The sequence below is a fragment of the Paenibacillus sp. FSL H8-0104 genome (assembly GCF_038050215.1).
Lineage (GTDB): Bacteria > Bacillota > Bacilli > Paenibacillales > Paenibacillaceae > Paenibacillus > Paenibacillus amylolyticus.
In genome coordinates this window covers 2,625,781-2,638,860 of the sequence record NZ_JBBOTC010000001.1, presented here as the reverse complement: position 1 = coordinate 2,638,860, position 13,080 = coordinate 2,625,781, and the positions used below count along the sequence as shown (strand labels likewise).

Below are 13,080 nucleotides of genomic sequence, written 5' to 3'. Positions count from 1 at the left end.
ACGCTCCGCTACTCCATTTCTAGCTTCATCCCATCTTCTCGGTACTGAAAACCGTCCTTTTTGAACACGTACTATTATGGTTATGCTGTTGCATGAAATATAGATTCACTTTGCAACTATTAATGGCGCAGGAGGATTAAGGAACCATGTCACGTCAGTTTATTACAGAAGCCGTGATGGTGGCCATTTACGGTCAATTGCTAGCGCCGCCCGCGCCTGTTGAATATATTGTTCCTTATACCACCATCCTTGAGCTATATGAATTCCAGACCAGTCCTGATCCCATGATGGATAACCCGGCAGATGATCAGCATGTGAAATCCAAAATCAATGAAATGATTTCTTATTTCGAGGAACCGCTGAATAAGAAAAAAATAGAGCGTGCGTTACTTGTTCCATGGGCCAAAAGCCCCTCCATTTTATTTGGTGACCAAGTATCCATTGCCATTATCAATGCAATAGATACGGCACAGTACGGGGAGTATTTCGATCCCATTGAGACCGAACTGCTGCTGACATCTCAGCGCCTGAGTATCCCGATTCTCACCGATCAGGTTGAACTGATTGCACGCATAATTGAGTCTGAATCACCTGTACAGGTATTTGATATTGATGATTTTGATTTTGCGATGGATGATGAACCTCTCGATCAGGTGTAATTCATGCTCTGAGCACGTGAATCGGATTTTTAAAAAAATGACCTTGGCATCCACTTTATCGTGCATGCCAAGGTCATTTTTTTGCGTCAATACTTATTTTATTCTGCAATATCCCTCGCTAACAGGATTCGGCTAATCTGATTAAGAGGTGGTAACGACTCCAGTGCAAAAAACTTCAGACCTGCATCACTATTTACACGCGACTCCACAAGGTCATCCTGAATGATCACTGTCCGGAAAAGAGCAATGACATAATACTCTTCATCTCCGCTTGAATGCAAATACCGAAGGTCAGGCCCCGAATAGAGATCTTCCAGTGTCATGGTATCAGCAGTCCAACCTGTCTCTTCCCATAACTCCCGATGTGCAGCATCGTCAATAGCCTCACCCGGGCGCATCTCACCTGCTGGCAACCGCCAGTGACCATGTTCAGCATGTTGAATCAGCAGTAATTCACCTTGTTCGTTCTCAGCCCGCACCGCCGCTTTTACAACAATATGAGAGCGTTTTGCGATATACTGGGCCAAATCTCGTGGTGGCAGATTCACTGCTTATCCCCTCCTCCTACTCGGAAGCCGGTGGCGACCTGTAATCCATCTATTGCTTAGACTTCCGTATAACGATATTCGATATCCTGACCTTCATCAACGATATCCACATGCAGTTGGTGGCCTTTCAGATACCAATAATCGTGATCTTCCATAAAAAATTGAATCCCCGACACTTCGGTTTGATCCGCAGGATGTCTTGGTTTCTCCACAGCAATACCTAGCGAAAATCCAGGGTGAAGACCTCCGCCAGAGCTATAACGGGCAAAAAATCGAATGCTGTCTCCCTCGTTCAAATTCAGTTCTTCCTTGTACCAGCGAGCAGCTTGATCGGATACATGTATGGTACTCATTTGGTGTCAGCTCCTTCTGTATATATATGTTCCATCATATCTCGACAGGGACTTGAATACAAACCCGAGTGACCACATAAAGACAAAATAAGTTGTGAAAAATGTTTGACAGATTGTAAAAGCCGGTGTTAAGATGCAAACATACGAGGTCTACATTGTATTTATTTCCAAAAAAAGAAAGGGTGATTACGGTGTTTAACAAACATATGATAGGTCAATTCAACGCACAACTAAATACCGGAGCACACCCGAAATCATTATTCCGTTCATAAGTCGGCATGACAAGGCGTTCTTTCATTAGAACCTCTGTGATGTTTACTCACAATCGAACTTATATATGGTGGCGGCTCTGTTCTCTGAGCCATGCTGCCGTATGATTATATGAAGACATACCGCCTGCGTGCGGTATGTCTTTTTTTGTGGGTACATTTCGGCATTCATGAACGGAATTTGCATTTCTCGGACATCGAAAGGAAGGGATAACACTTGTTCTCTGTACTTAAAAACCTGGCCTGGTTCTTCCGGCTGGAACGCAAACGATACCTAACCGGTGTCATCTTGCTTATTCTGGTGGGCATTGCCGAACTCCTGCCTCCTCGTCTTCTTGGTAATGCCATCGACGAGATTGTGCGCGGTTCCATTACCGGCACCTCACTTACCCGTTATATTTTGCTTATTCTGGGAACGGTCATCATTATCTATCTGGTTACATACGTTTGGATGCACAAACTGTTTGGTGGTGCCAACCTGGTGGAGCGGCTGCTTCGTTCACGCTTTATGGACCACTTGTTACGGATGACTCCTCCCTTTTTTGAGAAAAACAGAACAGGAGATCTGATGGCTCGGGCCACCAATGATCTTCGTTCCATTGCTACTACAGCAGGCTTTGGCATGCTGACCTTAACAGACTCTACGGCCTTTCTGGCCACCGTATTGTTCGCCATGGGTTTCCTGGTCAGCTGGAAACTGACCCTGGCGGCAATCCTGCCATTACCTTTTATCGCCATTGCCATGATGATCTATGGTAAAGCTGTACATCAACGTTACACCCTGGCACAGGATGCATTCGGAGATATGAACGACCAGGTGCTGGAATCCATCGCCGGGATTCGTGTCGTGCGTGCCTATGTGCAGGAACGTCTGGACGAGAAACGGTTCGCCGACGTGACCGAAGATGTGTATCGCAAAAACCTGGCTGTTGCCAGAATGGATGCCCTATTCGAACCCACCATCCGGCTCTTCGTAGGACTCAGTTATGTAATTGCACTTGCCTACGGCATATATCTTGTATTTCATAATGAAATTACCCTGGGGGATCTCGTATCGTTTAACATGTACCTGGGGATGATGATCTGGCCCATGTTTGCCATCGGCGAATTAATTAACCTGATGCAACGTGGTAGCGCTTCGCTTGATCGGGTCAACGAGACACTATCGGTAGAACCTGCCGTACAAGATGTGGAGCAACCTGCTCACGTTACGAATCCAGAAGAAATTGCGATGCAGGATGTTACATTCCGTTACCCAAGTTCCACTGTCGACAATCTCAGTCACATCAGCTTTTCGCTACGACGGGGTCAAACATTGGGTGTTGTGGGTCGTACGGGTAGCGGTAAGTCTACTTTGCTCAAACAACTACTTCATGAATACCCTGCCGGTTCGGGCACATTAAGCATCTCGGGTCATCCGATTCAGGATATCGCCAAAGATGACTTGCACAGCTGGATCGGGTACGTACCACAGGAACAAGTTCTGTTCTCCAAATCAGTTCGTCAGAACATTCAATTCGGTCAACCTGGGGCCAGTGATGAAGTCATCCTGGAAGCCATTCGTACCGCCGCTTTTGACGGGGATCTGGGAACCTTATCCGATGGACTGGATACACTTGTTGGTGAAAAAGGAATCTCTCTGTCCGGTGGACAGAAACAGCGGGTATCGCTGGCGCGTGCCTTTATTGCTAATCCTGATATCCTGATCCTCGATGATGCCTTATCTGCTGTCGATGCACGTACTGAAGCCAAAATCATTGAAAATATACGCAACAAACGCTCGAGAAAAACCACGCTGATCTCGACTCATCGCCTGTCTGCTATTGAACATGCTGACCGAATCATCGTACTGGAGCACGGGAAAATTACGGAAGAAGGCACTCACCAGGAACTGTTAGCCATGAACGGCTGGTACCGTGAACAGTATGAACGGCAACAGGTCGAGTCCAATCTGTCCACGTAGGAGGTCAATTCATTGAAGTCTAATACAGGCAAAAGGCTGCTTGATTACGCCTTGAAAGCCAAAGGAACATTTATTGCTGCATTAATTATGCTTACCATTGGGGTTGCGGCCGAGCTTGCCGGGCCGTTCATCGCCAAATCGATGATTGACAATCACTTGCTCGCGATTGAGCAGCCTTTCTATGAGACAACAGCTTCAGATGAAGCCGCAGTCTACAACGGTAAGAATTACAAACGCGAAGGCTTGTTCGCACCGGATGAAAACAAAGGTTCCGAAGTCCGGGTATTACAAGCCGGCAGAAGTTTTTATTTTGTAAACGAACCGGTAAGCGCACCTGACGGGGACCGCACATATACGGATGGAACCCTCACGGTTACACGCGCAGGTGAAGTGACAGGCCAATATGCAGCAACCCCCCTGTCCGCTGGTGAACTGTTTGCTTTTTACAAACCGGAGATGCCCAGCATCTATCAATTAATTGTGTATTACATGATCTTCCTCGTGATCTCGGTCATTATGGAGTTTGGTAAAACATTCTGGCTGCAATCCTCGGCCAACAAGGTCATTCAAAGATTGCGTAACGATGTGTATGCCCATATTCAGCGACTGCCGGTGCACTTTTTTGATAACCTGCCCGCAGGTAAAGTTGTATCTCGGGTCACAAACGATACAGAAGCCGTCAAGGATCTGTTCGTTGCCGTTCTTTCGAACTTTTTCTCAGGTATCATCACGATTACAGGTGTATATGTCGCACTCTTCCTGCTCGATGTTCGCCTCGGCCTGATTTCATTATTCGTTGTGCCGATGCTCATTACATGGATTGTGCTCTATCGCAAATTCGCTACTCGTTACAACACGATCATTCGATCCCGACTGAGTGAGATCAATGCAATCATTAACGAGTCCATTCAGGGGATGTCCATTATCCGCGTATTCCGCCATCAGAAACAAACCAAACAGGAATTCGAAGATCTGAATGATGACTATATGAAACACCAGAACAAAATGCTGAACCTGAATGCCTTCACTTCACACAACTTGGTTAACGTATTACGGAATATCGCCTTTGCGGTGGTCCTGTGGTATTTTGGTTCCAGTGTGTTGGATGGCACAAGTATTATCTCCCTGGGTGTTCTGTATGCCTTCGTTGATGTCCTTGGCCGCTTGTTCCAGCCGATTACCGGCATGGTCAATCAGCTCGCCAACCTGGACTCCTCCCTCGTATCCGCTGGTCGCGTCTTTGAGCTGATGGATGAAAAGGGAGAAGCCGTAACCGATGGCTCTATGCCAAGATACAAAGGGAATGTTGTCTTCGATGATGTATCCTTTGCCTATAAAAAGGATTATGTGCTCAACAATATCTCGTTTAAAGCATCCCAAGGTCAGACGGTCGCTCTGGTCGGTCATACCGGTTCGGGCAAAAGCTCAATCATCAACCTGCTGTTCCGGTTCTATGATCCGCAAAAAGGCAAGATTACAATTGACGGTCAGAACGTCAAAGATCTGCCTAAACAGTGGATTCGCGAGCATATGGGGATTGTATTGCAGGACCCGTATCTGTTCACAGGCACCATTGCTTCCAACGTCAGTCTCGGCGATGAAAAGATCTCCCGTGAGCGAATTGAACAGGCGCTGCGTGATGTAGGCGCTGAACGTATCCTGGCTCATTTGCCTCAAGGCTTTGACGAACCTGTCATCGAAAAAGGAAGCACATTGTCTGCTGGACAGCGTCAGTTGATCTCCTTCGCTCGTGCACTGGCGTTTGATCCGGCCATCCTCATTTTGGATGAAGCGACTGCCAATATTGATACGGAAACGGAAGCATTGATTCAGAACGCACTCGAAGTCCTCAAAAAAGGACGTACCACCTTCATCATTGCTCACCGTCTGTCTACCATTCGTTCGGCAGATCAGATTCTGGTTCTGCATCGCGGGCGTATCGTTGAGCAAGGTGCACATGATGAACTGATGGAGCTTAAAGGCCGCTATTATAAAATGTATCAGCTCCAGCAAGGTGCGCAAGCAGCGGCGGTCGCAACGCTCGAGAATCCGTCAGGTGATTCCGTTCCAACCTCAACCTCCTTTGCCGGGGGCAATGCATAACAGAGTAAAACAGAAAGCTCTTTAAGTAACCAATCAAAATGATGTACTCGACGGCAAAACAAAAAACGATCTACACAGTTACCTCAGGGTTTGCGGTGTAGATCGTTTTTTTGTATTTTCATCGGGATTCAGGTTCCGTTACTGTTTATTTAGGCCAGACAAAAAAACAATCCGCGTGCAACCTCATGGCTGCTGCGGATTGTCTATCCATCCTTTGATCGTATATCCCATGTACATCACGGTCTCTCTTGCGAGAAAAGGAAACTTGCTGCGCCAGGTTTGATACGCCGTTGTTCGTGTCGGAGATGGTACGGCATCCATGCCCAGTCCGGCAGCCAGTTTCATGGCCCGTTTCATATGTAATGGATCACTCACAATCGTATAGGTTTGATAACCGGCCTGTTCACCAATCGGAATTGAATTGACTAGATTCTCCTCGGTAATTCTGGATTTGGTCTCTATGCGAATGTCCGCAGGATCTACTCCATGTGCGATGGCATACTTCTGACCCACTTCAGCTTCCGTATGTTCTCCATCACCACTTGATCCACCTGTGAAAAGCAGATTACGAACGGTACCCTGACGGTATAATTCAATCCCGTGTTCAATACGTTCGCGAAATACAGGTGAAGGGTTATCCCCCGCCACGGCTGCGCCCAGAATGATTGCTGCATCCGATATCCTGGATGAATCCTCATCCGTATATGCAGATATACGGATTGCGGTAATCCCAGTCCACAGGATTCCAACCAATACTACAGCCAGAGCCGTCATTAATATCCAGCGTTTCGTTATCCGTTTGCTTGTCATTCATCCTCTTCCAAAGCCCTTGCTTGCATACTCTCGGTATGCATCCGCTCCAGCGTTTGCAGAGCTGCTGCGGATTCGGCATCCAGACCAAGCTCTGCAATCCATGCACCCGTATACTGCTGAAGACGGATCTCCAACTCCTGTGCACGGTCTTTGAAATCCTCCAATTCCTTAATCATGCGTGATCGTCCTTCCGGACTGAATGTCTCGTGAATTCGTTCCTTGAAATAATGATGTACGATACGGTTACGTTGCTGCCATAATTCATTCAATTGAAGAGTCTCTTCCTCGGAGAATGTAAAATGATGGCGCACTTCGTGAATGAGCTGCCCCAGTGAACTGCTCATTTTTCGTTCGTACAGATCTTCCAGATCCTCTTCAGACACGGCTTTGCCCTGAGACATTTTCATTAATAAAATCAGATTGACCAGCTGCTGTTCAAGCGCCTGCCCGTAGTACACTGCCAATCCGTAATAGGCAAACAATTCCCTGGAGTGTTCGCTGTCCAGCATGTCACCATTCTGGATATCTGTATTTTGCATATGCGAGCGCCCCCTTCAACCGTACAATGTTAACCATTCCATGTCACTCTATCCTAACCAAACCAAGAGCAACATTCAAGTTATCGGGAAGCGCGTCTTCTAACTCCGCAGATCTCTTCTTCCGGACAGCCACACATGGATGATTAGTAACACCGATGCATAGAACACAGTCCATAGCATAACCGAAACAAAAGAGCCCATCTTTAATTCATCAAATAACATCATCTCACGAACCAGATAAAAGGCTGGTGGAAGAATGCGGCCAAGCCATTCTAACGATTCAGGCAAACGTTCACTTATGGAACCTTGAACAAACGAAAGTAATAATACAATAATGAGAGCAGGCATACTTCGACTAAGCAAGGGAATGTACGATTTTTGAAAAAATACACTGATGCCTAATCCCAGCAGTGATAACCCCAAATGTCCTAACCAAGTCACCATCCACTCCTCACCTGTGGGTTGTCTCTCAAACATTCCCGCGAACACGGGATACAGCACAGTGATTGCGGTGAGCATGAATTGCATTATCCAGGCACAGATGAGTTGACTTGTTACAACCTTACGCCTGCTTCCTGCATGAAGGACAAGTAATTGATACTGCTTTGCAGGTTCGGTATTCATCACCATTACTCCGAGCCAAGCAGCTGCCAGAAATAACAGCATAGCCGTGACACTGTAACTGTCCGCAATAGGGTTGGGTTTGTAGGAATAGATCAGCAGCATGGCGATGATATAAAAGATAACCGGTGCAAAATATTTCTGTGAGCGAATGTGATGCCTTAACAAATATCGGGTCAGATTGATCATTCAGCTTCTCCCCCCGCATCATCCATGGAAGAGCTTAAGTTCACAGATTCTGTGACACCTCCACGACTCGCATGTACAGCTGGATGTTGTCCTTCCAGCAGACTTTCCATATGTAATTGACTTTCTTCCTGTTGTACAGACACAACCGAACCTCCGGATGCCAGAATCATTCTGAGGACATCATCTGTTGATTGTTGAACTACTTTCCAATCCCACAACCAAACATTGGATATCCCTGAACTTGTATTAGGAACTAAAGACAGTACTCCCGGTTGTTGTACAATCGATAGATCGTTAGCCAGATCCTCTCCAGCTTCCGTCAGACTTTGAATACGTACAACGGGTTCGCCAGCTTGTAGTATATCTTCACGACTCCAGTAGCGGAGCACACGGCCTTTCTTCAACACAATCACCTGGTCTGCCAAACGTTCAATAAGCAACGGTTCATGACAAGCTGTAACGATGGATGTCCCTTCATCCTTCCATTGCCCCAATAAGGATACAATGCCCTCTTGAGCTGGAATATCCAAGCCTGACAACGGTTCATCCAGCAACAAAAGACCACCCGGTCCAGGTAACAGGGCCTGAATCAGATTTACTTTTTGCAATGTACCCTTCGATAATAAGGGTAACTTCTGATCGATCGCGGTATCCAGATATAAAAGTTCACTAAGTTGTCTAATCCGCTCATGCAGTATTTCGGGGCGAATGCCCCGAATCCGACCCATGTCCCACAAATACTCTCCAGAGGTAAAGGGTAAACGTGGCAGGCCATCTACTGCATACCCATCAGAACCCTTCATTGTGCGCTGGATCGATCCTGTATCGGGTAACAAAATACCTGCCAACATACGTAGCAACGTGCTTTTGCCAGAGCCGTTTCTACCAACAAGTACAGCACATTCGCCCTGTTTCACTTCCAGAGTAATTTCATCAAGTACTTGAGCATTACCTAATCGCTTGCTCACTTGTTGAAGCAACATACCTCGACCTGATGAGTCTGGTACATCTTGATTGGCTTTCTTGAAAAGTCCACGTGTACTCCATATCACCTGGGATCACATCCGCTCTGGAGCTTGGACACCTAGCAAATGTAAACTGTACGCGAGGCGTTCGGCAGTCCGTTTGGCCAATGCCACCCTGAAGGATCTTACATCAGATGACGCATCTGCAATCCGTTCGGCGTGATAGAAACGGTTGAATGCTTGAGCGACATCTATAGTATATTTGGCAATGACCGAAGGCTCATTCCGATGAATTGCTTTTTCAAGATACTCGGGATATTCACCGAGCAGTTTCAGCAATGCCCATGAGGTATCTCCGACACAGGATGGAGTGGTCACTGTGTCAATCTCACCATCCGCAAGGCCGGGGTTAGGCAGAGGGTTTTCATTTTCCACGCGGATCGCTTCTTCTGCCTTGGCAAGCACACTTTGAATCCGAGCATGGGTATATTGCACATAAGGTCCAGTCTCCCCTTCAAAACTCACCGCATCTTCCAGTGAGAAGTCCACATCGTTTAACCGACTATTACGCAGATCACCGAAGACAATGGCACCTACACCAACAGCCTCAGCCACCTTCTGAGGGTTCTCCAGATTCGGGTTTTTCTCCTGAATAATCTGCAAAGCACGAGCGACTGCCTCATCCAACACTTCCTGCAAAAAGACGACTTTACCGCGGCGGGTAGACATTTTCCGTCCCTCAAAACGCATTAATCCAAACGGGATATGTTCACACTTCGCAGACCATTCATGACCCATCCGGGATAGGACCGCAAATACCTGCCGGAAATGTAACCTCTGCTCGCCTCCGACCACGTATAACAACCGATCTGCCTTCATCACCTCATGACGATAAACTGCCGTAGCCAAATCCCGAGTAGGATAGATTGTTGTTCCATCTTTTTTGATAATCAGGCACGGGGGCATGTTCTCATCTTCCAGACGTACCACGAGTGCTCCATCACTCTCTTCAAGTAAACCTTTTGCCTTCAGTTCTTCAACCACTGCGCCCATCTTGTCATTGTAAAAGCTTTCTCCCAGCGTATGGTCGAACTGTACATTCAGGCGTTCATACATCCGGTTGAATTCCTTCATGCTCACTTCCACAAAGAACGCCCATAACCGCTGTGCTTCATCATCCCCTTGCTCCAGCTTGCGGAACCACTCGCGTGCCTCAATCTCCAGAGAAGGATCGTTCTCCGCCTCATCGTGGAAGCGCACATACAGTTCCAGGGACGTACGGATCGGGTCTGCCTGCAACGCTTCATCATTGCCCCACCGTTTGTACGCTGCGATCTGCTTGCCAAACTGGGTTCCCCAGTCTCCCAAGTGATTCACACTTACGGAGGTATAACCCGCTTCGTTATACAGCCGATACAGTGCTGCACCGATTACAGTAGAACGCAAATGTCCAATTCCGAAGGGTTTTGCGATGTTAGGGGAAGACATATCAATTACAACACGTGAACCTTGACCAAGCTGAAGCTTACCAAATGCCGCATTCCCCAGTTCTTTCAGCAGATTCGGCGCGAGCTTCTCCCGATTGAAACGGATATTTACATACGGCCCGGCGGGAGTCGCTTCAATTCCAGATGCCTGCAATCCCGTTGCGAGCTCGGTCGCAATGACTGCCGGTGCTTTTTTTAATGACTTCGCTAATACAAAACAAGGGAATGCTGCATCACCCATCTCCGCCTGTGGTGGGACTTCCAGTAATCTCAGAACCTCTTCTTCATTCAAACCCGTTAAAGGGGTAATATCGGCCGCAGCCTGCTTCATCAACATGTCAAACACTCCTTATCCATTCATTATTGGCTGAAATTAAACACAAAAAAGCTCTCGTCTCTAAATAAGAGACGAGAGCTGAATTAACAGTTCCCGCGGTACCACTCTAGGTGAACAGCTACTCCTAATATGATTCAACATGCATACCAGTAGAACCTGTTCCGCTCGATGCGTATAACGGTCGCAAGCCGGATTACCCTCAGACAGATATGGCCTATCCCCGGTCGGGATACGCACATCTTTTCGGATAACCATCTCACGGGTGCGGTTCACTCAGGTCATGTCATACCGGCTTCCACCTCTCCCGGCTCGCTGTCATGTATGGATCTGGCTACTCTCCCGATCATTGATATTCTTCGTTTCAATTCATTGCCATCATTATACATACCACGATCAGACTTGGCAACCTACATTAAAAATCCCCTACTGAAAGGCAACACATAGGCACATCGTCTCAGATGCTTGTGTTCACTGCCTTTCCTTAGGGGAAAACGGTCATTATAGGTTTTAATTATATATTCCAGTGAAATAATATTTACGCTACTGCTGCCATCAACCGGCAAGCTTCTGCACATCTGCGGCAAGCCTCTGCACATGCTTGGCAGTGATCATGGTGGTGTTTGCCACACTCAGCGGCGCAAGCTTCACAAGCTTTCACACACAATTCACATATTTCAGCAATGAAATCACTTCCACGTGTCATCGCTTGTGCAGCAAAACTGCAGATCTCTGCACATTCCCGATTCAAACGAATGCAATCACGCAACATCGCCAGATCATATTCTTTCAGACTCGATATGTAACATACGTTGCATGCATTCATGCACTCCAGGCAAGCATCGATACATTGTTGATATTGTTGTTGTGTCATTTAAAGTTACCCCCCAGGCAAAGTTTGCTATGCATCTTAATACCCAGTTCGGAGGAATATTGAATCATCTAACCTACTTTATCGCTTCCAATTCCAGTAATTGGTCACGAATGACAGTTTGGTCAAAATGTTCACCTATAAACACAGCAACATTAGGGACCTCTCCCTGAGGTGTGATCTTCATGTAATCCGATTCACGGTAGGCATACTGGAACCAGAAACGGCTCGCCGTGTCACTAAACGATAAGATGCCTTTTGCTCGATACACATCCCGTGGCAAAGCAGATACAAATTGTTCAAACGCCTCACTGTTCACCGGATGACTGAAATAATGTGTATACACCATAACATGTTCGTGTGAGGCATGAGGAGCAGAATGCTCGTGACCGTGGTCATGACTATGGCTATGAGATGCGTCAGTATTCGTAGCATCGCCTTGGACTGTATGATCTGTATGCTCATGTCCATGATTGCAGCCATGTGTACCACAGGTTTCCGTATGCACATGATGCTCTTTGTGAGCCGGCTTGCCTGCTTCAGAAGCTGAATCACGTACGTGCACGTCTGCCCCGCTGCGAAGCAACAGATCCATCTCCACCTCACATTTGACCGTAGGGATTACAGGTGCGAAACCATTCCATTTTGCCAAAAGCTGCTCCAGATCCTTCAGTTCCTGTGCACTCACCCGATCCGTTTTATTCAAGAGAAGCACAGACGCACAACGAATCTGCTCCTGCATTAGCTTGAAGGTCTGCCCCTTCTGCTCCTGATACAGACCAGATAGATGTGCTGCATCCACAACCGTAATGAGACTTTTCAGTTCCAATCGCATGTAAAGTGAAGTCTCAGTTACTGCATCCAGAATCTCCATTGGATTCGCCGCACCGGTTGCTTCAATGATGATCACATCAGGGGATTCCTCCTGAACGAGATCGGCAAGTTGCAATCCCAAGTCACCACGTACGGTACAACAGATGCAGCCGCCTAACATCTCTGTCATCGGAACGGTGGAATCCACAATCTGACCATCCAGATTGACATCGCCTAACTCATTCATAACCACTGCGGGGCGCAAACCCTGCTGTTGCCAATGTTCAATCAACTGAACAAGCAGTGTTGTTTTTCCACTCCCCAAAAAACCTGACAGTATATATACAGGTATGGATTGTTCTTTTATAATCGTTTCATTCATGCGTATACACCTCTCTGATTGTCCTTCTTGTAACCTAGTCTATCTATATCTAGCGAGTGTACACCATCCCGCATTCGTTGTGCAATAACGTTCAACTCTTCCCCAGTACATTGCCTGATTCTAACGGATGGTCTATGCTATGAGGACATGTTGATTGAAGGAGGAAGTTTC

The 13,080-nt window shown here is 47.0% G+C and carries 12 protein-coding genes; 3 read left to right on the top strand and 9 right to left on the bottom strand.

All coding sequences use genetic code 11. The features are described 5' to 3' along the window. Window positions 1-146: 146 nt before the first annotated feature. Window positions 147-659 carry a hypothetical protein gene (locus NST38_RS11960; RefSeq protein ID WP_036609214.1) on the top strand — a complete coding sequence of 171 codons (513 nt, stop codon included), beginning with the start codon at window positions 147-149 and terminating at the stop codon, window positions 657-659. Window positions 660-757: 98 nt separating this feature from the next. Here NST38_RS11960 and NST38_RS11955 read toward each other — a convergent pair whose 3' ends face one another. After that, window positions 758-1,207 (bottom strand): NUDIX domain-containing protein, encoded by a 450-nt coding sequence (locus NST38_RS11955; RefSeq protein ID WP_076249783.1) that lies wholly within the window; start codon window positions 1,205-1,207, stop codon window positions 758-760. Between the two features lie 56 nt (window positions 1,208-1,263). Next, window positions 1,264-1,560 (bottom strand): HesB/YadR/YfhF family protein, encoded by a 297-nt coding sequence (locus tag NST38_RS11950; RefSeq protein ID WP_036609218.1) that lies wholly within the window; start codon window positions 1,558-1,560, stop codon window positions 1,264-1,266. A 486-nt stretch (window positions 1,561-2,046) separates the two neighbouring features. Here NST38_RS11950 and NST38_RS11945 point away from each other — a divergent pair, with 486 nt between their 5' ends. Together NST38_RS11945 and NST38_RS11940 are read left to right on the top strand one after the other, a co-directional pair. Next, the gene (locus NST38_RS11945) at window positions 2,047-3,792 is read left to right on the top strand and encodes an ABC transporter ATP-binding protein (RefSeq protein WP_076249784.1); all 1,746 of its coding nucleotides are present in this window, start codon (window positions 2,047-2,049) and stop codon (window positions 3,790-3,792) included. 12 nt (window positions 3,793-3,804) lie between these two features. Next, window positions 3,805-5,895 carry an ABC transporter ATP-binding protein gene (locus NST38_RS11940; protein WP_076249785.1) on the top strand — a complete coding sequence of 697 codons (2,091 nt, stop codon included), beginning with the start codon at window positions 3,805-3,807 and terminating at the stop codon, window positions 5,893-5,895. 183 nt (window positions 5,896-6,078) lie between these two features. Here the strand turns inward: NST38_RS11940 and NST38_RS11935 are convergent, their stop codons facing one another. The 7 genes from NST38_RS11935 to NST38_RS11905 form a co-directional block, all read right to left on the bottom strand. Beyond that, a complete protein-coding gene (locus NST38_RS11935; protein ID WP_076249786.1) occupies window positions 6,079-6,705 on the bottom strand; it encodes a YdcF family protein in 627 nt (208 codons plus the stop codon). Next, complete coding sequence (locus tag NST38_RS11930; RefSeq protein ID WP_051447120.1) at window positions 6,702-7,247, bottom strand: hypothetical protein; 546 nt, start codon at window positions 7,245-7,247, stop codon at window positions 6,702-6,704. The genes NST38_RS11935 and NST38_RS11930 overlap by 4 nt, the downstream gene beginning before the upstream one ends. 99 nt (window positions 7,248-7,346) lie before the next feature. Next, the gene (locus NST38_RS11925; RefSeq protein ID WP_076249787.1) at window positions 7,347-8,057 is read right to left on the bottom strand and encodes a hypothetical protein; all 711 of its coding nucleotides are present in this window, start codon (window positions 8,055-8,057) and stop codon (window positions 7,347-7,349) included. After that, window positions 8,054-9,109 carry an ATP-binding cassette domain-containing protein gene (locus NST38_RS11920; protein ID WP_101313443.1) on the bottom strand — a complete coding sequence of 352 codons (1,056 nt, stop codon included), beginning with the start codon at window positions 9,107-9,109 and terminating at the stop codon, window positions 8,054-8,056. Before NST38_RS11920 ends, NST38_RS11925 begins: the two co-directional genes overlap by 4 nt. 6 nt (window positions 9,110-9,115) lie before the next feature. Then, window positions 9,116-10,846: an arginine--tRNA ligase gene (argS, locus tag NST38_RS11915; protein WP_076249789.1), complete on the bottom strand. Its 1,731-nt coding sequence runs from the start codon at window positions 10,844-10,846 to the stop codon at window positions 9,116-9,118. Between the two features lie 535 nt (window positions 10,847-11,381). After that, window positions 11,382-11,717: a four-helix bundle copper-binding protein gene (locus NST38_RS11910; protein ID WP_036609230.1), complete on the bottom strand. Its 336-nt coding sequence runs from the start codon at window positions 11,715-11,717 to the stop codon at window positions 11,382-11,384. Window positions 11,718-11,790: 73 nt separating this feature from the next. Further along, window positions 11,791-12,909, bottom strand: coding sequence for a CobW family GTP-binding protein (locus tag NST38_RS11905; protein WP_076249790.1), 1,119 nt, complete (start codon window positions 12,907-12,909; stop codon window positions 11,791-11,793). Window positions 12,910-13,080: the final 171 nt, after the last annotated feature.

Bases quoted from the DNA above. Each gene is read 5' to 3' on its own strand.
- NST38_RS11930 (WP_051447120.1), bottom strand. From the start codon at position 7,247: ATGCAAAATACAGATATCCAGAATGGTGACATGCTGGACAGCGAACAC.
- NST38_RS11925 (WP_076249787.1), bottom strand. From the start codon at position 8,057: ATGATCAATCTGACCCGATATTTGTTAAGGCATCACATTCGCTCACAG.
- NST38_RS11905 (WP_076249790.1), bottom strand. From the start codon at position 12,909: ATGAATGAAACGATTATAAAAGAACAATCCATACCTGTATATATACTG.
- argS (WP_076249789.1), bottom strand. From the start codon at position 10,846: ATGTTGATGAAGCAGGCTGCGGCCGATATTACCCCTTTAACGGGTTTG.
- NST38_RS11960 (WP_036609214.1), top strand. From the start codon at position 147: ATGTCACGTCAGTTTATTACAGAAGCCGTGATGGTGGCCATTTACGGT.
- NST38_RS11950 (WP_036609218.1), bottom strand. From the start codon at position 1,560: ATGAGTACCATACATGTATCCGATCAAGCTGCTCGCTGGTACAAGGAA.
- NST38_RS11935 (WP_076249786.1), bottom strand. From the start codon at position 6,705: ATGACAAGCAAACGGATAACGAAACGCTGGATATTAATGACGGCTCTG.
- NST38_RS11910 (WP_036609230.1), bottom strand. From the start codon at position 11,717: ATGACACAACAACAATATCAACAATGTATCGATGCTTGCCTGGAGTGC.